Below are 25,813 nucleotides of genomic sequence, written 5' to 3'. Positions count from 1 at the left end.
AATTTCCGAAAAATAACCATAGCCTGCTCCAGCTGATCAAAATCAATACTCTCTTCCCGCCGCTCTTATATATAACCCGTTGACTCACAAAAAGGATGAAATGATGAAAATACGGGATATATCAGTCAGTACTTGTCTGGCACTGTTATTGATGGGTTGCGTAGCTAAACCGCCAATGGCGACGGAAAGTGAAATGAAAGAGGCGGCCGCCTTTGCTTTTAATGTCGATGCTTCGCAGGTGACAATTTCCGATGCGAAGCAGCAGGATGTGAAAACCAACTTTGTGGCAACTATCGGCAAAACCAGCCATCGCTGCTATGTGACCAAGACCGACGGGCCAAAGCTTTACGGGCTGATCCCAATGGGTGGTAGCACCGTCTCGGATGCCATCTGTGCAGGCAGCAACCCGACGTCAGCGAACAAAACCTGCGACGCCCTGTCAAAACAAGCGGGCCGCTGCTAATTCACCGAGCAGCAGAAGGCCGTTAACTGCACATTTAGTCACTTTTTCTGCCGCTTTACCGCGGTCGCTTAATTCAGCGACCGCACCTGCTGGTAAGAGTTGAGCCGTTCACGCAGCGAAGTCAGCCACGCATCTGGTTCCTGGCGGCAGATTTCGGTGAGGATCGGCGTCAACACCAGTTCAGCTTCATGAAAGTCGGTCCACTCTGACGGCTGCAGTGAAAAAGGATCGTTCATCAACCAGATCACCATCGGCGTCCAGGTGCGCGGGTCCAGCTGCAGATAATCCTGACAGCGCATCATATCGCGGGTCTGCACCACATCGGGCGCTACCTCCTTTCCCACCACCGCGCTACTCATTGCCAATACGATTATTCCTGCCATCAGACGTTTCCAAACCCATTTTCGCCAGAGAGTGTGCTTTTCTTTTGCCATTGTTATTATTTTACCTGCCAGCTGTCACCGGAGAGAATTCCCGGCAACTCACCTTAAAAAGAGCAGATTAATCGTTTGCATTTTTTTTAACAGCAGACAGCGCTGAAGTCAGTGAACGCCTGTTCCTACAACTGTCATCCAGATATGCAAATATATTCAACAAGCACTCATCCACAATATTTTCCCGGCCGAAAACGATTTGTGTTACAATTGCGACTTATTCCGGCACCTATAAAAAATAATCCCCGCCGCACCTGCACCAGGCATCGCTATTCTTTTTTATATCAGGATTTACACCCCCATGAATGCGATAATCATTGACGATCATCCATTGGCACGTATTGCCATTCGCAACCTTCTCGATACCAACGGCATTACCGTCGCGGCAGAACTCGACAGCGGCGCCCATGCGGTGCAGACCGCAGAAAGCATGCAGCCTGACCTGCTGATCGTCGACGTCGATATTCCCGAGCTCAGCGGCATCGACGTTCTGGAGCAGCTGCGCAAACGCCGCTACCAGGGAAAAATCATCGTCATTTCCGCAAAGAATGAACGGTTCTACGGCAAACGCAGCGCCGACTGCGGGGCCAATGGTTTTGTGAGTAAAAAAGAGGGAATGAATAATATTCTCGCCGCGATCGACGCGGCCAATAATGGCTACAGCTATTTCCCTTTTTCACTGGAGCGCTTCTGCACACACGGCATCACCGATCAGGACCGGCTGGATACGCTGTCAACGCAGGAGATGAAGGTCTTCCGCTATATCCTCTGTGGCGTCGACTACACCACCATCGGCAGCAAAATGAATATCAGCAATAAAACGGTAAGTACCTATAAGGTCCGTCTGATGGATAAATTAGGCTGCAGCTCCCTGCTTGAGCTTTATGACTTTGCGCAACGCAATAAAATAGGGTGATGGCATGGTGGTTCGTCTTATTTTATCCGTCGTTGTCGGGCTGACGCTGAGCCTGTCTCCTGCCGCATATGCCATGAAACAGCTGGAGCTGAAGAGCCATTCTCATATCGCGGCGATCGATATCCCGCTTAGCGTTAAGGAGAAAGCCTGGCTTGCCGGGCAACCGACGCTGACCATCGGCACCTGGCTTCCCGAGATGACGCCCATCGTCTATGACGGCGATGAGGAAAGCTATCAGGGGATTAACGCTGACTATCTGGCGCTGATGAAGCGCAGCCTCGGACTGAAGGTGATTATCCGCCAGTATGACACCGAGCAGCAGGCGCTGGCCGCCCTGGACGATCGGCAGGTCGATACCTTGCTCACTCAGGTGGCGCACCGGGATGCGCTCACCGCGGGCCTGGAGCGAACCGCACCGCTGATTAAAACCTGGCCGGCGCTGGTTACCTCGCTGAAGTCCCCCCTGCCGCCGCTGACCACTGACCGCCGCGTCACGCTGGCCTGCACCCGCGAATGCGCCTTTTTCGATATTATTCAGCAGGCGTTTCCCAACGCCAAAATCACCCTTTACGATAGCGACTACCAGGCGCTTGCCTCGGTGGTCAGCGGTGAAAATCAGTATTTCATTGGCAACAACATCACCACTGGCCACTGTATCTCGAAGTATTTCTCGCAATCGTTGGTCATTGCGCACTATTTTCGTCAGCAGGAACAACACAACCGCTTCGTCACCCGCGACGATCGGCCGGAGTTACACCAGATCCTCGATCGTTTCATTCATGCCATCGACAGCGATACCGCGATGCGGATCATGCAAAACTGGCTCAACCGCGGCGATCTGTCGTTTCTCAATACCCCCCTCCCCTTTAGCGCCGAGGAGCAGCGCTGGCTGCAGAAGCATCGTCGCGTCCGCCTGCTGGTCAACCCCTATTTTCCGCCCTTTACCCTGGTGGATGACGAAGATGAGCTACGCGGCATCATGGCCGATATGCTGAATATTTTCTCACTGCAGACCGGACTACAGTTTGAACCCATCCTGGTGCGCAATCGCCACGATCTGGCAAAGCGCATGGAAAAAGAGGACTGGGCGATCATGCCCGCCGCCACCCTCAATTCGCAGCCGCAGGACTATATCACCCTCAGCGATCCGCTCATTAACGTGGCTTTTGTGCTGGTCGCTCGCGGCAGCGCGGCTGACCAGCGTCTGCTGACGCGAGCGGCGCGGATCGCCCTGCCAGTGGGGCCGATTGCCGCCCACGACCTGAAAGCGCGCTTTCCACAGGTCAACTGGGTGGAGACAGATAACATTGGTATCGCCATGAAGATGGTGGAAGAAGGCGAAGTGGATGCCGCAGTGGCCTCGGAACTCTCCGCCCGCTATATGATCGATCATTACTATCCACAGGGTCTGCACTACACCCGCATCGACGGACTCCCGGTCGCCGCCATTCGGTTGGCCATCCCGCGCGATGAACCGGTGCTGGCCGCCATTCTTGGCAAAGCGCTGCAGGCGATTCCGCCACGGGATATTCTGCAGATGACCGAGAAGTGGTCGAAAATATCCAGCCAGCAAATAGAGAACTGGAGCCAGTACAGCCGACAGTTTTACCAGCTGATCGCCTTTGCGCTGGTGCTGATCGCCATCAGCCTCGGCTGGGGACTCTCCCTGTGCCGGGAAGTGCGCAAACGCAAAGACTCCCAACAGCGGCTGGAAGAAGAACTGGCGCAGAAGGAGGCGCTCTCCTGTGCGCTGGAGCACGAGAAAGATAAAGCGATTCAGGCGACAAAGGCGAAGAGCCGCTTTCTGGCCAGCATGAGCCACGAGCTGCGCACGCCGGTGAGCGCCATTGTCGGCTTTCTGGAACTGCTGGCGAACCCGGAGCTGAACGTCGGCCAGCGTAAAGAAGCGATCGAGCTGGCGGGGTCAACGGCGCAAACCCTGCTGGGGCTTATCGGCAATATTCTTGATATCGACAAGATTGAATCGGGAAAATACCAGGTCACCCCGCAGTGGAGCGATGTCGCACAGTTAGTGTCCCAGCAGTGCCACACCTTCGGCGCGCTGGCGCAGCAAAAGGGCATCGTTCTGCACCACCATAACGCGCTGCAGGAAGGGACCATGCTGTGGCTCGACCCGCAGGCGCTACGGCAAATCCTCAATAATCTCATCGGCAATGCGCTGAAGTTCACCGCCGAGGGCGCGATTCAGGTCAGCTGCCGGCTGGTGCAAGCGGATGAGACGCAGGGGGAGCTGACCCTCACCGTCAGCGACAGCGGCTGCGGGATCAGTGAAGCAGAGCAGGCTACCCTCTTCCACCGCTATGCTCAGGCGCGCCAGGGGCGCCAGCAGACCGGCTCCGGACTGGGGTTGGTCATTTGCAAAGAGCTGGTTGCGCTGATGCAGGGTCGGCTGGAGATGGTCAGTCGCCCGGGTGTAGGGACAACTTTCACCCTCACTCTGCCGGTCAAGGCGAGTCGCTGCGCGATTCATGCGCCGCAGGCATTGCCCGCCAGGCCGCAGGCCCTGCCCGGGCTGGCGATTTTGATAGCGGACGACCATCCCACCAACCGGTTGCTACTTAAACGCCAGCTCAGCACCATCGGCTATAGCGTCGATGAAGCCTGCGACGGTGAAGAGGCGGAGAATAAGCTCGCCAGCAAACATTACGATTTGCTGATAACGGACCTCAATATGCCGAAGAAAGATGGTCTGGCGCTGGCGGCCTCGTTACGACGTCGCTATCCGGGCCTGGTCATTTGGGGCGTGACCGCCAGCGCACTCCCGCAGTCGCGTGAGGCGTGTCTGACCAGCGGGATGAATATGTGTCTGTTTAAGCCGGTGTCGGTTCAGACGCTGAGCCATGAGCTCAGCCGTTTAGCGGAGGGCCACGCATCACCTCACGCTACCCGGCACCTGAAGCTCAGCGTGCTGACCGAAAATACCGGGGGAGACCAGGCGCTGATGACTGAAATGCTGGAGACGTTCCGCGATGCGTCGGCCACAGATTTGCAGGCCGCCGGACAGGCTATCGTCCGGCATGAACCGCAGATCTTTCTGCGGGCGCTGCACCGTCTGCACGGTTCAGCACAAATTCTGGGGATTACTGCGCTACAACAACTGTGCGCCCCTTTTGAGGCTAAGCGACCTGATTCGCTGACGCCGGCAAGCTGTCTGGAGGTGGTACAGCACATCACCGGCGTCATGCGCGAGATCGACGGCGAAATCAACGCCCTGATCGGCCGCTAGCCGTTCCGCTCGGGCAGTCCGCTGCCCGAGCGTTAAGGGGACATCCTTGTCAGTTTCTTCCTCTGCGCTCTCTCAGGGTGGAACGAGGATCAGTTGCCTGCCACCAGCATCTCGCTGTCCACCACAATGCCCTCTTCAGCGCCTTTCAGCACCAGATTCGCTTCGTAATACTTCCCGGCTTTCAGCAGTTTTTGCGCCTGCGCCACCGCTTTGCGGGTCTGGTTGAGCGGCATCAGATACTGGTTCTCGATCACGCCAATGCCAGCCAGGCGCAGGGTATCGATAGCCCCTTTCTGGTCACCTTTCGCCAGCTTTTCGTTGGCAGATTTAATGGCACTCTCTTTTTCCGGCGTGGCCACGTAGTCTTCAGACAGGGCGACGGTCGCGTTGATCACCACATAGCGATCGGCGATCATTTTTGCTGTGGCGTCAGTTTTCACGAACTTTGCCCAGCTGGCGTCATCGGCGGCCAGCAGCGCGGCGGCGTCGTCTGTCAGTTTTTTGGCGCTATCCGGCTGGCCGTGGAACAGCGCCAGACGGGCGAACTGGACGTCGCGCATCGCGTTCGCGCCCTGCACCGCCACCTGCAGCACATCGGCAGCTTCTTTCTGAACCTGCGCCGTGGCCGCCGCGGCTGGCGCTGCCGTCGCGCTGTCTGCCGCCCACACCGGAGAGGTACTCATCATGGTTGCCAGCAGGCTCGCCAGAATAACTTTTTTCATTGTTGACTCCTGATTAAAATCGGTAAGCATCACCAAACGCAGCCAGCTTAAAAAATATCGTGGTTATTGAGAATCAGAGCCCGGAAGCAATATTGCGGGCCTTGTCTGACAGCTGTCAGACCAGGCGTATAAAGTGACCTCGGCGCTCTTATTTACGCCTGGCGATAGCGCGGCCTACTATTTTCATTAGACATTTATTTTGGCCCGCTGAATAAACCATACATTTATTTCAGCGCCAGGCCGCCAACCGGGATCTGCGGAGCAATTATGTTTATGTTTAGCCATTACACCTTAAATGCGTTTAGCCCACGCGTCTTCTTACGATATAAACGGCATGCCGGCATGATGGCCGCCCTGCTGTTTATCTGCGGGGCCTGTTGCCTGGCCTGGCCGTTGGTCGCTGGTTGGTATCTCGCCGTCGTCACCGGCATGTTGTTGATGATCTGTGGTTTCTATTCGCTGTACAGCTTGATTGTCTTCCGTCAGCAGCACTGGAAATCGCGCCTGGTGGCGCTGATCTTCGCCATTGCCTGGATCGTGCTCGGCCTGAGCTTTGTCGTCAATCCCCTCAATGGCATGAGCAGTCTGGCCTTCTTATTCGGCTTTTTATTTGTTCTCGGCGGTATTTCCCGCATCGTCAGCGGATGTAAAACCCGAAAACAAAGCGGCGCTGGCTGGAATATTTTTATCGGTTTGCTGGATTTAATTATCGCCTGCCTGTGGCTGGCAATGAACCCGCAGCAAAGCTGGTTATTTATCACCGCATTTATCGGCGTTGAAATGATATTTAGCGCCATCGGCTTTCTGGTCCTGCGCAATAAGATGAAGCATGCTCAGGCTTAAGCCGTATTTTATCACTGGAGAAGAAAATGAATTTACCTAAAGCACTCGTGTTGACCGCGGCGGCCACCACATTCTGTCTGATGACCAGCCCGGCGTTTGCGGTTCAGGAAACCACACCGCAGAATATGACCTGTCAGGAATTTATGGATATGAACCCGAAAAGCATGACCCCCGTGGCCTTCTGGGTCGTGAATCGCAACACCGACTTCAGCGGCGGCGACTATGTCGACTGGCATGAAGTCGAGACCGTCTCGGTGCCAAAAATGTTGCAGCAGTGCCACAAGAACCCCGCCGCTAAACTCGGCGACCTCAGCGCGGTCATCAAAAAATAATCCTGCTCCCCGGCGTTCCGCCGGGGAAAGTTAACCTCGTTACCCGCCGTGACGCGGCGGGCCCCGTCTCACTTATCGATACCGCATTCGCACGGCAGATGGTGGCCGATAAGCTTGCGGTATAAAAACGCCCCCATAATCGCCCCCACCACCGGCGCCAGCAGCGGCACCAGAAAGTAGGGGATCGCCAGCCCGCCGGTAAAGGCAATCGAGCCCCACCCGGCCAGACCGGTAAACAGTTTAGGGCCGAAATCGCGCGCCGGATTCAGCGCAAAGCCGGTTAGCGGTCCCATCGACGCGCCGATCACAGCGATCAGTAAGCCAATCAGCAACGGCGCCAGCGGCCCGCGCGGAATTCCGTTGCCGTCGTCGGTCAGGGCCATGATCATCGCCATCAGGATAGCCGTAATGGTGGTCTCCACGACAAACGCTTGTGTAAAGGTGATATGCGCATGCGGGTACGTGGAAAAGACCCCGGCCAGGTTAAGGCTGGCGGCAGTGCCGCGAACGATATGCTGGCTCTGTTCAAGATCGAGAAACAGCTGACGATAGAGTCCATACACCAGCGCGGCGGCGCAGAAAGCCCCGGCCGTCTGCGCGACAATAAACGGCAGCACCTTGCGGCGTTCAAAACAGGCGAACAGCCACAGGGCAATGGTCACCGCCGGATTAAGGTGCGCGCCAGAGACGCCGGCCGTCAGGTAGATGGCCATGGCGACGCCAAGGCCCCAGATAATACTGATCTCCCACTGACCAAAGCTGGCCCCGGCGACCCGCAGCGCAGCGACACAGCCCGCGCCGAAGAAGATGAGCAGTCCGGTGCCAAGAAACTCGGCCACGCACTGCCCGGTTAAGGTAGAAGTCTGGTTCATTATCGGCATCCTGAAATAGCACGTTAAAGAGAGAGGCTGGCGCGAGCGCCCGTTTAATTCGCCTGACCGGCCAGTACCAGCCCGGTGGCGACCGCATTGCGCGGCCCTTCTGTTCCCCGAATATTGCCCTGCCCGGCGACCACGCCATAATGCGACAGGGCTTCCGTGATAAGCTGCGGGATCTCAAAGTCCAGCGATGAGCCGCCCACCAGCACCACAAAGGCGATATCGCGAATGGAACCGCCGGGTGAAACCTGGCGCAGCGCGCGCAGGCAGTTGGTGACAAAGACTTTCTCTTTCGCCTGGCGGCGCACGAGACGAATTTTTTCCAGCGGGCTGGCGTTATCGATCGGCACCAGTTCGCCCTCCCTGATGTACACCACTTTGGCGAACACCGCCGGGCTGAGGGCTTCCCGAAAGAACTCCACCGCGCCATTCTCATGACGAATACTGAACAGGCTTTCCACTTTGGCCAGCGGGTATTTTTTAATCGCTTCCGCCAGCGAAAGATCCTCGAGGCCTAACTCGGTTTTAATCAGCAGGCTGACCATATTCCCCGCTCCGGCGAGATGCACCGCCGTTATCTGCCCCTCCGCGTTGACGATCGCCGCATCCGTCGAACCGGCGCCAAGGTCGAGGATCGCCAGCGGCGCCGCACAGCCGGGAGTGGTTAACGCCCCGGCGATGGCCATGTTGGCCTCCACGCCGCCCACGACCACCTCCGTCTGCAGTCGGGCGCTCAGTTCGCGGGCGATAACCTGCATCTGCAGACGATCCGCTTTCACCATCGCCGCCATCCCGACGGCATTCTCCATGGCGCACTCGCCGGCCATCCCGCCCTGCACCTTGCGCGGAATAAACGTATCCACCGCCAGCAGATCCTGGATATATATCGCGCTCATCTCATGGCCGGTCAGGGACGCCATCACTTTGCGAACCCGCTCGAGCATACCGCCGGCATGGGTACCCGGTTCGCCGCGGATGTCGCGTACCGGGGCGCAGGCGCTCATCGCCTGCATGATCGCTTCCGCGCCCTCGGCAACATCGGCCTCTCCGCGGCGCTTTTCGCCGCTAATGTAGAGGTTGCCCGCCGGGATCACCCGCGACTGCACGTCCCCCTGCGGGGTCTTGAGCACCACCGCTGAACGGTTGCCAATCAGGGCGCGGGCGATGGGGACGATGGCCTGGGTCTCTTCCGGGCTTAGCCCGAAGAAGGTGGCGATCCCGTAGGGATTCGACAGGATCCGCACCACCTGGCCCGGCGCAGCCACTTCCACCGCCGCCATCACCCCCTCGGGGACCTGCTCCAGCAGCGTCACTTCATCCACCACCGGCAGGGTTTTACGCAGGCGGTTGTTCACCAGCACGCCGTCGTCCTTTTTGAGGATCGCCGCCACGACGTTGATCCCCCGCTCGAGTGCCTCATTGAGCAACCACACGGCGTCAAGGAAATCGACGGCGTCGTCAATCAGTACGATCCACCCCTCGGCATACTGCGCCGCCGACAGCGTCGCCAGCCGCCCGAGGGCGATGGTCGTCCCCACGCCAACGCCCACCCCGCCCGGGGTTTGCGGGTTATGACCGATCATGGTCGACTCGGTGATAATGGTCTCGGTGATGGTCTCCATGGCCACATCGCCAATCACCGGCGCGGCTTCATTAAGGTAAATGCGAGCCACATCGGCCATTGACCACGGCGTCTTCGCCAGGGCCTGCTCCAGCGCGGCGAGGGTCCCGGCGATATTGTCCCGCGTCCCTTTCATGCCCGTCGTCGCGACGATCCCGCTGGCAACAAACGCCCTCGACTGCGGGTCGTCGGACGCCAGCGCCACCTCGGTGGTGGCATTGCCGATATCAATCCCGGCTATTAACGGCATGCTGACCTCCGCTTAGCTTCCTTTACGCAGCTTATGTCGCTGCTGATACACTTCCGCCGCCTCCCGAACAAAGGCGGCATTCACCGTCGCATGCCAGGTGTGCTCCAGCTCGTCGGCGATCGCCAGCAGCTCCGCCTGCGAGGAGCGGAACGGGCGCAGCGCGTTATAGATAGCCAGAATGCGCTCGTCAGGAATGGCAATAAGCTCCGCCGCGCGGCGGAAATTGCGCGCCACCGCATGGCGCTGCATCTGCTCGGCAATCTGCGCCTGGTACTCAAGGGTCTGGCGGGAGATCCGCACATCCTGCGGGCCCACCTCGCCAGAGAGCACTTTCTCGAGGGTGATGTCGGTCAATGGTTTGCCGGTAGGCGTCAGGATATGCTCCGGGCAGCGGGTCGCTAACGGATAATCCTGCACGCGCATGGTTTTCTCGCTCATGGTCACTCCCTTACTAAGTCGACGTGCAGGGTGACGGGCTCGGCGTCCTGCACCACATGTTTGGTCTCTTTGATATGAAACAGGGCGGCTTTGGCCATAAATTTCGGCCGCACCATCTGGTCGTTCACCACCGGCACCGGCGAAGGTGACTCTTTGCGCGCATAGCGCGCGGCGTTTTTGCCAATCTGCCGGTAGGTCTCCAGCGTCAGCAGCGGCGCCTGGGAGAACAGCTCCAGGTTGCTGAGCGGCAGCAGATCGCGCTGATGGATGACCGTGGTCCCCTTCGACTGGATACCAATGCCGATCCCCGAGCCGCTCAGGTTCGCCGCATCCCAGGCCATAAAGGAGACGTCGGACGTGCGCAGAATGCGCACCACCCGGGCGTGAAGCCCCTCTTCTTCCACTCCGGCAATCAGCTCTTTGAGGATCGCGCCATGGGGCATATCGATCAGGGTGTGATGCTGGTGTTTATCGAAGGCAGGGCCGACACCAATCACCACTTCATCGGCGCGCTCATCGGCAGAAGCCGCCTCGCCCTCGCGGGTCTTCAGGGTAAAAGAGGGCTGATTTTGGGTTGTCTGTTGCACAGGAATACCGCCTTATTCAATGGTGTCGGGCTGAATCACGCCCGGAATATTTTTGATCTCCGCCCAGCGTTCGGCGGAGATGCGATAGCCGGTGCCCGGCCCCTGATAGTCATTGATGTCGTTGACCGCGCTCACCACCTCGAACTGCCGATCGAGAATGGCCGAGGTCTGCAGGTAATCGCCGGTGACCCGCTGGCGCAGCATATTGAGAATATTGCTGGCGATATCCTCAAAGCCGCTGCGGCTCAGCGCGCCGACAATATCGAGGCCGGTGATGTTGCGCTTCATCATCTCTTCCACCGCGCTCAGATCCTCCACCACGTTACGCGGCGGCATCTCGTTGCTGCCGTGCGCGTAGGTGGCGGCCTCCACCTCCTCGTCGGCGATCGGCGGCAGCCCCAGCTCGCGGAAAACCGCCTGGATCGCCCGCGCCGCTTTCTGGCGAATGGCAATGGTTTCCGCCTCGGTCACCGGACGCAGGCCGCCGTCAACCATCAGGTCACGCTGCAGGATGTTGTAATCATCAAAATCTTCCGCATCGAAGTTCGAGCCGGCGAACATGTTGTCGTAGTTCGGCACCGCGCTGTAACCGGAGAAAATAAAGTCGGTACCCGGCAGCATCTGCATCAGGGTGCGCGCGGTGCGGCGGATATCCGAGTGGGAGAAGGTCTGGTCGTTGGCCGATGCCACCTCGAGATCGAGCATGGAGGCGATCAGGTTTTCCGCCAGCACCGCCCGAATGCCCGACGGCACGGCGCCGGTCATGCCGATGCAGCTCACCGCCCCGTTCTGCAGCCCCTGCACCCCAGCGCCTTTGGTAATGAAGATGCAGCGCGATTCGAGGTAGAGCATCGACTTGCTCTCCGAATAGCCCATCAGCGCTTCGGAGCCGGTGCCGGAGGTGTAGCGCATTTTCAACCCGCGGGAGGCGTAGGCCGAGGCGAGGAACGCCTTTGACCACGGCGTATCATCGCCGTCGGTAAATACCGCCTCGGTACCGTAGACCGATACCGTCTCGGCATAGCTGGTTAAGCCACGCATGCCCAGCTCCAGCTCGGTGGCCTCTTCCACCGAGCATTGCGTCAACACGCCGGGGCGGCCGCACTGCGAACCGACCAACAGCGCCAGGGCGTTAAACGGCGCGTAGCGCGCGATACCGACCGTGGTCTCCTGCTCGGAGAAGCCGCGGATCCCGGCCTCGGCGGCGTCGGCGGCAATCTGCACCGGATTATCTTTGAGGTTGGTGACGTGGCACTGGTTGGAGGGGGTCCGACGGGCGCGCATCTTCTGCAGCGCCATCATCATCTCCACCACGTTCATCTGCGCCATCACTTCAACCGCTTTGGCCGGCGTGATGGCGGTGGTGATGGCAATGATCTCCTCCCGGCTGACGTGAATATCCACCAGCATGCGGGCTATCTCCAGCGCCTCCAGGCGCATCGCCTGCTCCGTGCGCTCAACGTTGATCGCGTAATCGGCGATAAACCGGTCGATCATGTCAAACTGGTCCCGGCGCTTGCCGTCCAGCTCGACGATCAGACCGTTTTCCACTTTTACCGACGAGACCGGGTCAAAGGGGCTTTCCATCGCGATCAGCCCCTCTTCAGGCCACTCGCCAATCAATCCGTCCTGATTAACAGGGCGCTGGGCCAGTACTGCAAATCGTTTTGATCTTTTCATTGTTCATGGGCTCAAAAGGTGAAATCCGCAGGCGGTAGCGAACACGCCGGGCCAGCGTCACCGCCCACCCGGCCATTACCGGCAATAGCGGAACTTTAAATGAGCCAGTGCTGAAAAAAATAAAATTAATTTCGTTTCAATTTGGCACGTTAAATCGGCAAACAGTTTCACTATGAAACTCCATCTCCACGGCAAAAATAAAAAATGTGATCATCAGCAATGATATAAATCAATTAATGAAAAAAGCCTCCCCTCGCGTTTTTCCGAAGCCGTTTTAGACCTGTTGACTAAATCATGGCGGGCGACAAAATAACGCTAACAAAAATAAAGCAAGACAACCGTCTGGTGATAGTTTTTTACTATCGCCCCCTACTGACTATGCGCGACAGCATTATCCTGGCGCGGGAGAGAATGATGAAAAAGAGCCAACAAGTTCAGACAATCACCCTGGCCGCCGCCCAGAAAATGGCGGCGGCGGTGCAACAAAAAGCCACTGAGATCAACGTACCTGTGGTATTTTCCGTGGTCGACCGCGGAGGTAATACGCTGCTTATCCAGCGGATGGACGAGGCCTTCGTCTCCAGCTGCGATATTTCCCTGAATAAAGCCTGGAGCGCCTGCAGCCTCAAACAAGGTACCCATGAAATTACGCCAGCGGTCCAGCCCGGACAATCTCTGTATGGTCTCCAGCTAACCAACCAACAGCGAATTATTATTTTTGGCGGTGGCCTGCCCGTTATTTTTAATGAGCAGGTGATTGGCGCCGTCGGCGTTAGCGGCGGTACGGTTGAGCAGGATCAATTATTAGCCCAGTGCGCCCTGGATTGTTTTTCCGCATTATAACCTGAAGCGAGAAGGTATATTATGAGCTATCGTATGTTTGATTATCTGGTGCCAAACGTTAATTTTTTCGGCCCCAACGCTATTTCCGTGGTCGGCGAACGCTGCCAGCTGCTGGGGGGGAAAAAAGCCCTGCTGGTCACCGACAAAGGCCTGCGGGCAATTAAAGATGGCGCGGTGGATAAAACCCTGCATTATCTGCGGGAGGCCGGTATCGAGGTGGCGATCTTTGACGGCGTCGAGCCCAACCCAAAAGACACCAACGTGCGTGACGGCCTCGCCGTATTTCGCCGCGAACAGTGCGACATCATCGTCACCGTGGGCGGCGGCAGCCCGCACGACTGCGGCAAAGGCATCGGCATCGCCGCCACCCATGAGGGCGATCTGTACCAGTATGCCGGAATCGAGACCCTGACCAACCCGCTGCCGCCCATCGTCGCGGTCAACACCACCGCCGGCACCGCCAGCGAGGTCACCCGCCACTGCGTCCTGACCAACACCCAAACCAAAGTGAAGTTTGTGATCGTCAGCTGGCGCAACCTGCCGTCGGTCTCCATCAACGATCCGCTGCTGATGATCGGCAAACCGGCCGCCCTGACCGCGGCGACCGGGATGGATGCCCTGACCCACGCCGTCGAGGCCTATATCTCCAAAGACGCCAACCCGGTCACTGACGCCGCCGCCATGCAGGCGATCCGCCTCATCGCCCGCAACCTGCGCCAGGCCGTGGCCCTCGGCAGCAACCTTCAGGCACGGGAAAACATGGCCTACGCCTCTCTGCTGGCCGGGATGGCCTTCAATAACGCCAACCTCGGCTACGTGCACGCCATGGCGCACCAGCTGGGCGGGCTGTACGACATGCCGCACGGCGTGGCCAACGCCGTCCTGCTGCCGCACGTGGCGCGCTATAACCTGATCGCCAACCCGGAAAAATTCGCCGATATCGCTGAACTGATGGGCGAAAACATTGCCGGACTGTCCACCCTCGACGCGGCGGAAAAAGCGATCGCCGCTATCACGCGTCTGTCGATGGATATCGGTATTCCGCAGCATCTGCGCGATCTGGGGGTAAAAGAGGCCGACTTCCCGTACATGGCGGAGATGGCCCTGAAAGACGGCAACGCATTCTCGAACCCGCGTAAAGGCAACGAGCAGGAGATTGCCGTGATTTTCCGCCAGGCCTTCTAAGGGTTAACGAGGGGACCGTCATGACGCTTTCACCGCCAGGCGTACGCCTGTTTTACGATCCGCGCGGGCACCATGCCGGCGCCATCAATGAGCTGTGCTGGGGGCTGGAGGAGCAGGGGGTCCCCTGCCAGACCATAACCTATGACGGAGGCGGTGACGCCGGTACGCTAAGCGCGCTGGCAGCCAGAAGCTCGCCCCTGCGGGTGGGCATCGGGCTCAGCGCGTCCGGCGAGATAGCCCTAACCCATGCCCAATTGCCGGCGGACGCGCCGCTGGCTACCGGGCACATCACCGATAGCGGCGATCATCTGCGTACGCTCGGCGCCAACGCCGGGCAGCTGGTAAAAGTTCTACCGTTAAGTGAGAGAAACTGAATGTACCGTATCTATACCCGCACCGGGGATAAAGGCACCACCGCCCTGTACGGCGGCAGCCGCATCGAGAAAAACCATATTCGCGTCGAAGCTTACGGTACCGTCGATGAACTGATATCCCAGCTGGGCGTCTGCTACGCCACGACCCACGACGCCGGGCTGCGGGAAAGCCTGCATCAGATTCAGGAGACGCTGTTCGTGCTGGGGGCTGAACTGGCCAGCGATGAGCGGGGCCTGGCCCGCCTGAGCCAGACGATCGGCGAAGAGGAGATCACCGCCCTGGAGCGGCTTATCGACCACAATATGGCCGAGAGCGGCCCGTTAAAACAGTTTGTGATCCCGGGGAAGAATCTCGCCTCCGCCCAGCTGCACGTGGCGCGCACGGTGGCCCGTCGGCTCGAACGCTTGCTGATGGCCATGGACCGCTCGCATCCGCTGCGCGACGCGCTCAAACGCTACAGCAATCGTCTGTCGGATGCCCTGTTCTCTATGGCGCGTATCGAGGAGACTAGGCCTGATGCTTGCGCTTGAACTGGCTGGCGTCAATATCGTACTGCTTCATTTTACGCCACAGGGTAGTGCGGCCGATATTGAGCAGCTGCGACATCTCCTGCACCCGCCCGCTGGTCACCCGGGCGGCGTGAATGATGGCTTCCTTTTCGATGGCGCTAAAGGTCAGGCTGGCCGGCAGCAGCGATGACGCGCTATCCCCGCCCGGCCGCTCGGAAAAGAGATATTCCGGCAAATTACTCAGGCGAATGTGGCCGTTATCGCTGCTGATGGCGATGTTTTCAATGACGCTGTTGAGTTCAAAATCATTCCCCGGCCACGAGTAGGCCACCAGCTGCGCCAGCGCGTCATCGTCCACTTTCAGTCGCGAAGAGAAACGCTTCTCCAGGCTTTTCAGCCGGTTATGCACCAGCGATGGGATACTGTTGCGCCGGGCGCGCAGCGGCGGGATGACGATCTCGAACGAGTGCAGCGCATAGTACAGCTGGCGGCTAAAGCGGTTCTGTTCCACCAGGTTGGCCAGATCGACGGTGGTGGTGGCAATCACCTTCACATCCACCGGGATCAGGCGCCGGGCGTCGAGGCGAGTGAGCACCCCCTGCTTAATCACCTGCAGCAGGGCCGACTGCAGCTCCGGCGCCAGATACTCAATCTTTTCCAGAAACAGGGTGCCGCCGTTGGCCAGCTCAAGCCGGCTCAGGCGGCCATTCTCATCGTCAGTGGGGGCGCTGCCCATAAAGTCCTGGCCCAGCACGCTGTCGGCATACAGCTGGCAGTTGACGGCGATGTAGGGGCCGCCCGCCCGCTCGCTTTCATTGTGGATGGCCTGGCTCAGCAACTCTTTCCCGACTCCTTCTTCGCCGCACAGCAGCACCGGGAAGCCGCCGCGCGCCGCCTGACGGCCAAAGTGGATCAGGCGCCGGGTTTCCGGATCGTCGGCTGACATCTGCTCAAAGGTGTGGCTGACTTTACCCAGCTGGCTAGTCATCAGCTGTCGCATCTGCTCCACCGGGTGCAGGAGCAGGATAAAGCTGTTGCCTTGTGCCTCGACAATCGGTTTTAAGGTGATCACCGCGTCGACAAACTGATGCTGGCTTTCGAAAGTGACTTCAACGTGATTCAGGCCGCGGGCGTGCTTGATGGCGCGGCGCAACAGCGCCGGGAGGGTCACCAGATCGGCGATATTTTTTCCCTGGCTGGCCTGGGTATCAAGATGCAGCAGTCTTGCCGCCTGAACATTGAGAAACTGCAGGACGCCCTGCTCGTTCCACGCCATCACGCCATCGTCCATGCTCTCCAGCAGGCCATACATCTGATTGAGGTGGCGGTTGGACTCCGCCAGCAGGCTGTCAGTGAGCAGGGAATTACCCACTTCGCGGGCGATGGCCAGCGTCAGGGAGAGGTCGGCGCTGGACTGCTGCTCCACCAGGCAGCCGAGGGAGATGGAGCCGAACAGCCGCCCGTGGTTATCAAACACCGGCGTCGAACAGAAACTCCACGGCTGCAGCGCCTGCTTAAAATGCTGATCGCCGGCGGTATTAATCGGCTGCCCCTGCATCGCGGCAAGTGACAGCGCGCAGCTGCCGATAATGCTCTCCGCGCAGTAGCTGCCGTCGCGAAATCCCAGTTCAGCCAGCTGCGCCAGGGTTTGCGGTTCACCGCAGCGACTCAGGATGCAGGCGGACTCATCAAGAATAAACAGCGCGCAGGGACGGCCGTCCATAAACTCCCAGGCGTCCTCCAGCGCCGCCTGACCAATGGTCAGCAGCGCAGTTTTACGCCGACAGATCGAGTCGAAGGTCAGGCCCTGGGCCTGGTGCGGCGTTTGCCAGGTTTCGCGCTGCATAAACTTGCTGCAGCGATGCCATGACTGGGCGATGACGGAAGAGACCGCCTTCCCGGTATCCTGAGTCTGAACAGTCATATCCTTTTCCGCGTTTTACCATAGAGAACCCCTCCGGCAGCAACTGCCAGAGGGGAGAAAGAAAAACCGCTGACCTGCGCCAGCGGTTTAGTCACAGCGAATTAACGCGCCAGCCACTGCTGGCCTAACAGATCGGCGGTGAGGATAGCGGCGTGAACGCTCTCCGGGGTCACTGCAAACGGCATATTGTGAATGGTTTCCCCTTCCGCGCAGGTGGCTTTCGCCACCGCGGCGATTTTCGCGTCGATCCCCTCTTTGACGCCCATCTGCGCGAGCGTCACCGGCAGACCAACGCGCTGACAGAAGCCCAGCACGGTTTCAATCTCGTCCAGCGGGCTGTTCTGCAGCACCAGCTGCGCCAGGGTACCGAAGGCCACTTTCTCACCGTGATACAGATGATGGCACTCTTCGAGGATAGTGAAGCCATTGTGGATCGCATGGGCGGCGGCGAGGCCGCTGCTTTCAAAACCAATGCCGCTGAGGTAGGTGTTCGCCTCGATGATGCGCTCCAGCGCTTCGGTCACCACCCCGGCCTGCGCCGCCAGACGCGCCTTTTCGCCCTCTGCCAGCAGCGTATCATAGCACAGGCGGGCGAGGCTCAGCGCCGCCTCGGTGGACTGCCCCCCGGCCATGCTGGTGGCGCGCGCATCGTAGCAGGCCTTGGCCTCAAACCAGGTGGAGAGCGCATCGCCCATGCCGGAGACCAGCAGACGCACCGGCGCTTTAGCAATAATCGCCGTGTCCATCACCACCATATCCGGGTTTTTCGGATAGATCAGATATTCTTCAAATTCGCCCGCTTCGGTGTAGATCACTGACAGCGCGCTGGTCGGCGCATCGGTCGAGGCGATGGTCGGGATCACCACCACCGGCAGCTTCTGGTAATAACCGATCGCCTTCGCGGTATCGAGGGTTTTACCGCCACCGATGCCGACCACGCCGCGGCAGCCCTGTTTTTGCAAAATCGCCATCAGCCGGTTAATTTCCGCATGGCTGCATTCGCCGTTAAACCGTTCCGCATGGCAGCGAATATCGTGACTCTGCAGGCCATTCACCACTTTCTCCCCCGCCAGCTTCATCACGAAGTCGTCGGCGATGACGAAGAAGCTCTCCGCCAGGTTTTTGGCATATTGACCGAACAGGACAGCAGCATCAGGACCCTGAAGATATTTGGCTGGAGATTGAATAACTTTTAGCATTCCTTTCACCCTCAAATAAGTGCGCATGTAGACATGATGAGCCCTGGCGTTATCCGCGCCGGCCGGTAAAACGCGGCCTGAATGGAACGGTACCGGAGCAGTGCGATCACTGTAGGGCCGGCAGGGAACAAAAAAATCTTTCGCCTTTTTGTTCTGATATGAAACACAGCTTAAATTTTTACGTTTCATATTGGAACAAAAAACCCTACTCTCCGTCAGGATTGCGATCGCGATCCGCTCCTCTGCCGCATAATGCCCTTACCATCCCCCTTTTTCGGCCGTCTTTTCTCCCACTGTCGGATGAAAATCAGCAAAAAATTTTTTCCCACCCGCTTCGTCAGCCACCCTGACCGGCGCCTATGGCAGGAGAAAAAAAGCGCGCCAGCTCGCATTTTCATCGTTTCCTCAGCAAAAACGTTCCATAAAGAAACAAAACCAGGAAGCAATGTTTCGTAATGGAACCTAATCGCCGGGGCATTCTTTTTTTCGCCCGCTCAGCCAGAATCATCATATCGCCAGGCACGCTGCACCGTCAGACGATACCCCTACACGATGACCGCCTCCGTCAGCAGAGAGGCTGCATCGAACCTTCTCCAACGGAGCACTGAATAATGAAAAAGCTGATTAACCGTGTTGAAGATGTACTGAATGAACAATTACAGGGGCTGGCTAAAGCCCATCCGCAATTGACCCTGCATCAGGACCCGCTGTATGTCACCCGCGCCGACGCGCCGGTGGCCGGCAAGGTTGCCCTGCTCTCCGGCGGCGGCAGCGGCCATGAGCCGATGCACTGCGGCTACATCGGCCAGGGGATGCTCGCTGGCGCCTGCCCGGGGGAAATCTTCACCTCGCCGACGCCGGACAAAATGTTCGAATGCGCGATGCAAATTGACGGTGGCGAAGGTGTTCTGCTGATTATCAAAAACTATACCGGCGACATCCTGAACTTCGAAACCGCCACCGAGCTGCTGCATGAGAGCGGCATTAAAGTCACCACCGTAGTGGTCGACGACGACGTGGCGGTGAAAGACAGCCTCTATACCGCCGGTCGCCGCGGCGTCGCCAATACCGTGTTGATCGAAAAACTGGTCGGCGCCGCCGCCGAGCGCGGCGACTCGCTGGAAGCCTGTGCTGAACTGGGCCGCCGCCTTAACAATCTCGGCCACTCGATTGGTATCGCCCTCGGCGCCTGCACTGTACCCGCCGCCGGGCAGCCCTCCTTTACGCTGAAAGATGACGAGATGGAGTTTGGCGTCGGCATTCACGGCGAGCCGGGCATCGACCGCCGCCGCTTCAGCTCGCTGGACCAAACCGTCGATGAGATGTTCGATACCCTGCTGGAAAACGGCGCCTACAGCCGCACGCTGCGCCAGTGGGATACCGTCAAGGGCGCGTGGCAGGAAGTGAAGCAGAACAAAACCGCGCTGCAAAACGGCGACCGGGTTATCGCGCTGGTCAATAACCTCGGCGCCACCCCGCTTTCTGAACTGTATGGCGTGTATCACCGCCTCGCCCAGCGCTGCGAAGCGTCCGGCATCATCATCGAACGCAACCTCATCGGCAGCTACTGTACCTCGCTGGATATGTCGGGCTTCTCCATCACTCTGCTGAAAGTGGATGATGAGACGCTGGCGCTATGGGACGCCCCGGTTCATACCCCGGCGCTGAACTGGGGAAACTAAGGAGCACACCATGTCACTGAACAGAACGCAAATCGTCGACTGGCTGTACCGCTGCGGCGATATCTTCACCAAACAGAGCGATTTTCTCACCGGCCTCGATAAAGAGATCGGCGATGCTGACCACGGCCTCAATATGCACCGCGGCTTCAGCAAGGTGGTGGAAAAGCTGCCGTCGATCGCCGATAAAGACATCGGCTTTATTCTCAAAAATACCGGTATGACGCTGCTCTCCAACGTTGGCGGCGCCAGCGGCCCGCTGTTCGGCACCTTCTTTATTCGCGCCGCGCAGGTCACCCAGGCCCACCAAAGCCTGACCCTTGACGAACTGTACCTGATGATCCGCGAAGGTGCGGACGGGGTGGTCAACCGCGGCAAAGCGGAGCCAGGGGATAAAACCATGTGCGACGTCTGGCTGCCGGTGGCGGACTCCCTGCGCCAGTCCAGCGAGCAGCACCTGTCGATCGCCGCCGCGCTGGATGCCGCCTGCGAAGTGGCCGAGCGTGCGGCCCACGCCACCATCACCATGCAGGCGCGTAAAGGCCGCGCCAGCTATCTCGGCGAGCGCAGCATCGGACATCAGGATCCCGGCGCAACCTCGGTGCTATTTATGGTTCAGATGCTGGCCGCCGCCGCCAAAGAGTAAGGAAATCGCGATGGTAAACCTGGTTATTGTTTCTCATAGCGCCCGGCTGGGCGAAGGTGTCGGAGAACTGGCCCGGCAGATGTTAATGAACGATGGCTGCAAGCTGGCGATCGCCGCCGGGATCGACGATCCCGACAGCCCGATCGGCACCGATCCAATAAAAGTCATGGAGGCGATCGAATCCGTGGCCGATACCGATCACGTGCTGGTGATGATGGATATCGGCAGCGCGTTGCTCAGCGCCGAAACCGCCCTCGATCTGCTCGATCCGGCGATAGCCGCGAAGGTGCGGCTTTGCGCCGCGCCGCTGGTGGAAGGGACGCTGGCGGCCACCGTCAGCGCTGCCTCCGGCGCCGGGATCGACAAGGTGATAGCCGACGCCATGAGCGCTCTGGAAGCCAAGCGGATCCAGCTGGGTTTACCTTCGCCAACCCCTGACGCCGCCCCGGCGCCGACGCTTGCCGACGACGGCGACCGCAAATCGCTTGCGGTGATCATTCAGAACCACAACGGCCTGCACGTGCGACCGGCGTCGAAGCTGGTCGCCGCGCTGGCGGGTTTTAATGCCGATCTGCTGCTGGAGAAAAACGGGAAGTGCGTCAAACCGGACAGCCTTAACCAAATCGCGCTATTGCAGGTGCGCCGTAACGATAAACTGCGGCTGCTGGCCCGCGGTCCGGATGCCGACGCGGCGCTGGCGGCGTTTCAGGCGCTGGCCGCCGATAACTTCGGTGAATCACCTGCGGGGCAACCGGCAGCGGCTCCGGCAACGCCCGAGCGCGTCGAAGGCGTTGCGCTGCGCTATCCGCTGGCCCTGATCCAGCCAGTCAGCCCGGCTGCCGCCGATGTCGCCCGCGAACAGCAGCGCCTGCGCCAGGCCATCGACCAGACGCTGGCGGATCTCACCGCCCTGACCGAGCTGGCAGAAAATAAATTAAACGCCGACATCGCGGCGATCTTCGCCGGGCACCACACTCTGCTCGATGATGACGATCTGTTTGATGCCGCCAACGATCGTCTGCTCACCGAACAATGCTCGGCGGAATGGGCGTGGCATCAGGTGCTGATGGAGATCAGCCACCAGTACCGCCAGCTGGATGACCCCTATCTGCAGGCGCGCTATATCGATATCGAAGATATTCTGCAGCGCACGCTGCGCCATCTGCAGGGTATTCAGGAGACGCTGCCGACGCCCGGCGAGCCGACGATTATTATTGCCGACAACATTTATCCATCGACCGTCTTACAGCTGGATGCCAGCCTCGTCAAAGGCCTGTGCCTGCGCGACGGCAGCGAACAGGCCCACGGCGCGATTATCGCCCGCGCCGCGGGGATCGTCTGGCTGTGCCAGCAGGGCGAGGCGCTGAACAGCGTGCAGCCCGGCGAGACTATCGCGCTCGATATGCGTAACCAACGCCTTATCCGTGACTAAAATTCACGTTGACCGTTACCGCTCCGGAGGCCTGCCTCCGGAGGGTGAGTTTTCGCTTACTCTTCAGGAACCACTATGTCTCAATTCTTTTTTAACCAGCGCGCCAGCCTCGTCAACGATGTGATTGAGGGAACCATTATCGCCAGCCCGTGGAATAACCTCGCCCGGCTGGAGAGCGACCCGGCGATCCGGGTAGTGGTCCGTCGCGACCTGAATAAAAACAACGTGGCGGTGATCTCCGGCGGCGGCGCCGGCCATGAACCGGCGCACGTCGGCTTTATTGGTAAAGGCATGCTGACCGCTGCAGTCTGCGGCGATCTGTTCGCCTCACCGAGCGTCGACGCGGTGCTTACCGCTATTCAGGCGGTGACCGGCGAGGCAGGTTGCCTGCTGATCGTCAAAAACTACACCGGAGACCGGCTTAACTTCGGCCTGGCGGCGGAGAAAGCGCGCCGACTCGGCTATAACGTTGAAATGCTGATCGTTGGCGACGACATTTCGCTGCCGGATAACAAACAGCCGCGCGGCATCGCCGGGACCATTCTGGTACATAAAGTGGCGGGCTATTTCGCCGAGCGCGGCTTCAACCTCGCCACCGTCCTGCGTGAAGCGCAATACGCCGCCAACCATACCGCCAGTATCGGGGTGGCGCTGGCCAGCTGTCATCTGCCGCAGGAAGCGGAAAGCGCACCGCGCCATCAGGCCGGTCACGCCGAGCTGGGAATGGGCATCCACGGTGAGCCCGGGGCCTCAACCATCGCCACGCATAACAGCGCGGAAATCGTCAACCTGATGGTGGAAAAACTGACTGACGCCCTGCCGGAAACCGGCCGCCTGGCGGTGATGCTTAATAACCTCGGCGGCGTGTCGGTGGCTGAGATGGCGATCCTCACCCGCGAGCTGGCCAACACCCCGCTGCAGGCGCGCGTTGACTGGCTGATAGGCCCGGCCTCGCTGGTGACAGCGCTGGATATGAAAGGCTTCTCGCTGACCACCATCGTGCTGGAAGAGAGTATTGAGAAAGCCCTGCTGTCGGATGTGGAAACCGCCAGCTGGCAGAAGCCGGTGCAGCCGCGGGCAGTTAACATCATGCCGTCCACTCTCGCCAGCGCGCGCGTCGACTTTACGCCCTCAACCAACCCGCAGGTGGGCGATTACGTCGCGCAGGTGACCAGCACCCTCTCCGGCCTTGAAGCCCATCTCAACGCGCTGGACGCCAAAGTGGGCGACGGGGATACCGGCTCCACCTTCGCCGCCGGGGCGCGTGAGATTGCCGACCTGCTGCAGCGCCAGCAGCTGCCGCTAAACGATCTGCCAACGCTGTTCGCGCTGATCGGCGAACGCCTGACGGTGGTGATGGGCGGCTCCAGCGGGGTATTGATGTCGATCTTCTTCACCGCTGCCGGGCAGAAGCTGGGGCAAGGCGCCAGCGTGGCCGAGGCGCTGAACGCCGGCCTGGAGCAGATGAAGTTTTACGGCGGCGCCGATGAGGGAGACAGGACGATGATCGACGCTCTGCAGCCGGCGCTGGCGACGCTGCTCGCCGAACCGGATAATCTGCAGGCCGCTTTTGCCGCGGCGCAGGCCGGCGCGGATCGCACCTGCCAGTCGGGCAAAGCTGGCGCCGGACGCGCGTCCTATCTCAATAGCGATAGCCTGCTCGGCAATATGGACCCCGGCGCCCACGCGGTGGCGATGGTGTTTAAGGCGCTCGCGGAACGATAAGTCTCCCCCGGTGGCGCTGCGCTTACCGGGGCTACAAATCGGCGCCAACCGTAGCCCGGATAAGGCGCAAGCCGCTATCCGGGTTTTACCACGATGGCTTTTTACTTACTGTGCCAGTACGCCTGGGAACGCACCAGCTGCTGATCGATACTCTCGTCTTCAAAGCGCGCCAGCAGCGATTTCACCACCGCGCCTTCGCCGGTCAGCCAGATAAAATAATCCTCCGCCGGCACCTTAACCTGCGCCAGGCGCTCGGCGACGAACGCCGGGTTGTGGCCCACCACCCACTCGATGTTAAAGCCGTCGAGATCCGCCAGATAATCTTTATATGACGCATCGGCGATTGTGACGATGGCCGTCACCTGCAGCGTCACCGGCAGCTGGCGTAATCCCAGCAGACGACGGCGCAGCGCCGGCATGCCGGACTCATCGCAGACATACAGCTGCCAGGCATAATCTTCCGGCACCACCAGCGAGCCGCGCGGCCCGCCGATCACCAGCTTATCGCCCACTTTTGCTTCCAGCGCCCAGCGGCTGGCAATTCCGCCATCGTGGATATAGAAATCGTAAGCCAGCTCGTGACGTTCGGCATCGTACAGCGGCGTATAGTCGCGGGTGGCTGGCCGCACGCCCTCGCCCCAGTCAATCCCCTCCTCGGTCACCTGCGGTGGGGCAAATGCCGCGCCCGGCTCCGGGAAGAAAAGCTTGGTATGGTCGTCAAAACCGTGAGAAGCGAAGCCTGCCAGCGCCTCGCCTCCCAGCACGATACGCTGGAACGCCGCGCCAACGCGCTCCACGCGCAGGACCGTCAGCTCACGGAAACGCAGCTCATTGCGGACACGCTGCGGGTACTTGTCTGCTTTTGTTTTTGTCATCATCGTTCGCCTTCGTGACAGGAAATAGATATATCTAAATTTGATGCAAATGATAATGATTGCCAACTAAAAACAATGCAAGTCTTTTTTTGATATAGTCAAAACAAACCGCATCAAAATCCACAACTCAAAAATAAAAACATAAATATCAACACCTTAAAAAACAAATGGCAACCAGCATTGCGAACATTCATTTTTTAGATATAAATTAGATATATCAAAACACAACAGGAGGTAACCATGCGACATCATCATGAAGAAGGGCGTGGGCCACGCGGGCGCCACGGTGACCCCAGCGAACACGGCGACCATGGCCGCCGCGGCGGCGGACGTCGCCAGCGTTTCTTTGGCCACGGCGAGCTACGGTTGATCATTCTGGACATCCTCAGCCGCAGCGCCAGTCACGGCTATGAGTTGATCAAAGAGATCGAAACGCTTACCCAGGGGAACTACAGCCCCAGCCCGGGAGTGATCTACCCGACGCTGGATCTGCTCCAGGACCAGGGCCTTATCAGCGTGGAAGACGACAACGGACGCAAAAAAATCGTCATCAGCGAGGAGGGAAAACAGCTGCACGCGGAGAACCAGGAGCACCTGGCCCATATCCAGGAGCGTCTCCAGGCGCGGATGGTCGGCTGCGAGCTGCGCCGGGATCCGCAGATGAAGCGCGCGCTGGAAAACTTCAAAGCGGTTCTCGACCTGAAAGTGAACCAGCAGGCCAGCAGTGCCGCCCAGCTCAAGCAGATCATCGGCATTATCGACCGGGCGGCGATGGAGATCTCTCAGCTCGACTAAGCCTCTTTTGTTACCACCGGCTGCCCCGCCCTGGGGCAGCTCGCACCACGACGGATCGCCCCGTTCATCGCCGCCAGGCAGAAAATCTCGTCAGCTCAGGAATAAAACGTGCCAATAGTGGCGCAATGAGATTAAATTTTACACATTTCGTCTTTTACTTTGCATTTATCCCGATTTTCACCGCTTCTGCCGAACTGGCGTAATCCCTGCAATAC

Annotated in this window: 25 protein-coding genes; 15 read left to right on the top strand and 10 right to left on the bottom strand. The window is 59.2% G+C overall.

Annotated elements, in window-relative coordinates; all coding sequences use genetic code 11:
- Positions 1–193 precede the first annotated feature (193 nt).
- The gene (locus CWM58_RS07335) at positions 194–463 is read left to right on the top strand and encodes a hypothetical protein (protein WP_100680631.1); all 270 of its coding nucleotides are present in this window, start codon (positions 194–196) and stop codon (positions 461–463) included.
- Positions 464–531: 68 nt separating this feature from the next.
- On the opposite strand, the gene CWM58_RS07330 is transcribed toward CWM58_RS07335, so the two are convergent.
- The gene (locus CWM58_RS07330) at positions 532–897 is read right to left on the bottom strand and encodes an HdeA/HdeB family chaperone (protein WP_165785739.1); all 366 of its coding nucleotides are present in this window, start codon (positions 895–897) and stop codon (positions 532–534) included.
- A gap of 301 nt (positions 898–1,198) precedes the next feature.
- Here CWM58_RS07330 and evgA point away from each other — a divergent pair, with 301 nt between their 5' ends.
- Together evgA and CWM58_RS07320 are read left to right on the top strand one after the other, a co-directional pair.
- Positions 1,199–1,813, top strand: a complete 615-nt coding sequence (gene evgA / locus CWM58_RS07325) for an acid-sensing system DNA-binding response regulator EvgA (RefSeq protein ID WP_074387553.1) — start codon at positions 1,199–1,201, stop codon at positions 1,811–1,813.
- A gap of 4 nt (positions 1,814–1,817) precedes the next feature.
- Positions 1,818–5,060: an ATP-binding protein gene (locus tag CWM58_RS07320; protein WP_100680629.1), complete on the top strand. Its 3,243-nt coding sequence runs from the start codon at positions 1,818–1,820 to the stop codon at positions 5,058–5,060.
- Between the two features lie 89 nt (positions 5,061–5,149).
- Here the strand turns inward: CWM58_RS07320 and CWM58_RS07315 are convergent, their stop codons facing one another.
- Positions 5,150–5,812, bottom strand: a complete 663-nt coding sequence (locus CWM58_RS07315) for a YfdX family protein (RefSeq protein WP_162678240.1) — start codon at positions 5,810–5,812, stop codon at positions 5,150–5,152.
- A gap of 237 nt (positions 5,813–6,049) precedes the next feature.
- Here CWM58_RS07315 and CWM58_RS07310 point away from each other — a divergent pair, with 237 nt between their 5' ends.
- Entirely contained in the window at positions 6,050–6,625 is a 576-nt protein-coding gene (locus tag CWM58_RS07310) for an HdeD family acid-resistance protein (RefSeq protein WP_061153259.1), read from the top strand.
- A 26-nt stretch (positions 6,626–6,651) separates the two neighbouring features.
- Positions 6,652–6,957, top strand: a complete 306-nt coding sequence (gene hdeB, locus CWM58_RS07305) for an acid-activated periplasmic chaperone HdeB (protein ID WP_012540524.1) — start codon at positions 6,652–6,654, stop codon at positions 6,955–6,957.
- Positions 6,958–7,025: 68 nt separating this feature from the next.
- On the opposite strand, the gene CWM58_RS07300 is transcribed toward hdeB, so the two are convergent.
- From CWM58_RS07300 to CWM58_RS07280, 5 genes are read right to left on the bottom strand one after another with little or no spacing between them, the layout of a single operon-like run.
- The gene (locus tag CWM58_RS07300) at positions 7,026–7,829 is read right to left on the bottom strand and encodes an MIP/aquaporin family protein (RefSeq protein ID WP_100631944.1); all 804 of its coding nucleotides are present in this window, start codon (positions 7,827–7,829) and stop codon (positions 7,026–7,028) included.
- 53 nt (positions 7,830–7,882) lie between these two features.
- Entirely contained in the window at positions 7,883–9,706 is a 1,824-nt protein-coding gene (locus tag CWM58_RS07295; RefSeq protein WP_100680628.1) for a diol dehydratase reactivase subunit alpha, read from the bottom strand.
- A gap of 12 nt (positions 9,707–9,718) precedes the next feature.
- Positions 9,719–10,144, bottom strand: a complete 426-nt coding sequence (locus CWM58_RS07290; protein ID WP_023291057.1) for a glycerol dehydratase small subunit DhaB3 — start codon at positions 10,142–10,144, stop codon at positions 9,719–9,721.
- Positions 10,145–10,146: 2 nt separating this feature from the next.
- Positions 10,147–10,731: a propanediol/glycerol family dehydratase medium subunit gene (locus CWM58_RS07285; RefSeq protein ID WP_074387547.1), complete on the bottom strand. Its 585-nt coding sequence runs from the start codon at positions 10,729–10,731 to the stop codon at positions 10,147–10,149.
- Between the two features lie 12 nt (positions 10,732–10,743).
- The gene (locus tag CWM58_RS07280; protein ID WP_061153254.1) at positions 10,744–12,411 is read right to left on the bottom strand and encodes a propanediol/glycerol family dehydratase large subunit; all 1,668 of its coding nucleotides are present in this window, start codon (positions 12,409–12,411) and stop codon (positions 10,744–10,746) included.
- A 414-nt stretch (positions 12,412–12,825) separates the two neighbouring features.
- On the opposite strand from CWM58_RS07280, the gene CWM58_RS07275 reads away from it, so the two are divergent.
- The 4 genes from CWM58_RS07275 to CWM58_RS07260 are packed head-to-tail and all read left to right on the top strand — an operon-like array spanning position 12,826 to position 15,344.
- Positions 12,826–13,254 (top strand): GlcG/HbpS family heme-binding protein, encoded by a 429-nt coding sequence (locus tag CWM58_RS07275; RefSeq protein ID WP_100680871.1) that lies wholly within the window; start codon positions 12,826–12,828, stop codon positions 13,252–13,254.
- Between the two features lie 21 nt (positions 13,255–13,275).
- Positions 13,276–14,439, top strand: a complete 1,164-nt coding sequence (gene dhaT / locus CWM58_RS07270; RefSeq protein ID WP_100680627.1) for a 1,3-propanediol dehydrogenase — start codon at positions 13,276–13,278, stop codon at positions 14,437–14,439.
- A gap of 20 nt (positions 14,440–14,459) precedes the next feature.
- Complete coding sequence (locus CWM58_RS07265) at positions 14,460–14,813, top strand: glycerol dehydratase reactivase beta/small subunit family protein (protein WP_061153252.1); 354 nt, start codon at positions 14,460–14,462, stop codon at positions 14,811–14,813.
- Positions 14,814–15,344, top strand: coding sequence for a cob(I)yrinic acid a,c-diamide adenosyltransferase (locus CWM58_RS07260; RefSeq protein WP_100680626.1), 531 nt, complete (start codon positions 14,814–14,816; stop codon positions 15,342–15,344). It abuts the gene before it with no gap.
- Here CWM58_RS07260 and dhaR read toward each other — a convergent pair.
- Both dhaR and CWM58_RS07250 read right to left on the bottom strand, forming a co-directional pair.
- Positions 15,322–17,247, bottom strand: coding sequence for a dihydroxyacetone kinase operon transcriptional regulator DhaR (gene dhaR, locus CWM58_RS07255; protein WP_100631950.1), 1,926 nt, complete (start codon positions 17,245–17,247; stop codon positions 15,322–15,324). The two genes, CWM58_RS07260 and dhaR, sit on opposite strands and share 23 nt — an antisense overlap.
- 101 nt (positions 17,248–17,348) lie before the next feature.
- On the bottom strand, positions 17,349–18,446 hold the full coding sequence (locus tag CWM58_RS07250; protein ID WP_061153249.1) for a glycerol dehydrogenase: 1,098 nt from the start codon (positions 18,444–18,446) through the stop codon (positions 17,349–17,351).
- 252 nt (positions 18,447–18,698) lie between these two features.
- On the opposite strand from CWM58_RS07250, the gene CWM58_RS07245 reads away from it, so the two are divergent.
- The 5 genes from CWM58_RS07245 to CWM58_RS07220 all read left to right on the top strand — a co-directional run bounded on the left by CWM58_RS07245 (position 18,699) and on the right by CWM58_RS07220 (position 23,928).
- Positions 18,699–18,902 (top strand): hypothetical protein, encoded by a 204-nt coding sequence (locus CWM58_RS07245; RefSeq protein ID WP_100680625.1) that lies wholly within the window; start codon positions 18,699–18,701, stop codon positions 18,900–18,902.
- Between the two features lie 155 nt (positions 18,903–19,057).
- Positions 19,058–20,128: a dihydroxyacetone kinase subunit DhaK gene (gene dhaK, locus CWM58_RS07235; protein ID WP_100680624.1), complete on the top strand. Its 1,071-nt coding sequence runs from the start codon at positions 19,058–19,060 to the stop codon at positions 20,126–20,128.
- A gap of 10 nt (positions 20,129–20,138) precedes the next feature.
- Complete coding sequence (gene dhaL, locus CWM58_RS07230; RefSeq protein ID WP_032736444.1) at positions 20,139–20,771, top strand: dihydroxyacetone kinase subunit DhaL; 633 nt, start codon at positions 20,139–20,141, stop codon at positions 20,769–20,771.
- 10 nt (positions 20,772–20,781) lie between these two features.
- Positions 20,782–22,203, top strand: a complete 1,422-nt coding sequence (gene dhaM / locus CWM58_RS07225; RefSeq protein ID WP_100680623.1) for a dihydroxyacetone kinase phosphoryl donor subunit DhaM — start codon at positions 20,782–20,784, stop codon at positions 22,201–22,203.
- A 75-nt stretch (positions 22,204–22,278) separates the two neighbouring features.
- The gene (locus CWM58_RS07220) at positions 22,279–23,928 is read left to right on the top strand and encodes a glycerone kinase (protein WP_100680622.1); all 1,650 of its coding nucleotides are present in this window, start codon (positions 22,279–22,281) and stop codon (positions 23,926–23,928) included.
- A gap of 101 nt (positions 23,929–24,029) precedes the next feature.
- Here CWM58_RS07220 and CWM58_RS07215 read toward each other — a convergent pair whose 3' ends face one another.
- A complete protein-coding gene (locus CWM58_RS07215) occupies positions 24,030–24,806 on the bottom strand; it encodes a siderophore-interacting protein (RefSeq protein ID WP_165785735.1) in 777 nt (258 codons plus the stop codon).
- A 237-nt stretch (positions 24,807–25,043) separates the two neighbouring features.
- Here CWM58_RS07215 and CWM58_RS07210 point away from each other — a divergent pair, with 237 nt between their 5' ends.
- Positions 25,044–25,598 (top strand): PadR family transcriptional regulator, encoded by a 555-nt coding sequence (locus tag CWM58_RS07210; RefSeq protein ID WP_004181384.1) that lies wholly within the window; start codon positions 25,044–25,046, stop codon positions 25,596–25,598.
- Positions 25,599–25,813: the final 215 nt, after the last annotated feature.

Source organism: Klebsiella sp. H-Nf2 (genome assembly GCF_002806645.1).
GTDB classification, from domain to species: Bacteria; Pseudomonadota; Gammaproteobacteria; order Enterobacterales; family Enterobacteriaceae; genus Klebsiella; species Klebsiella variicola.
Note: the sequence above shows the minus strand (reverse complement) of the source record. Positions and strands in the feature narration are given on the sequence as shown.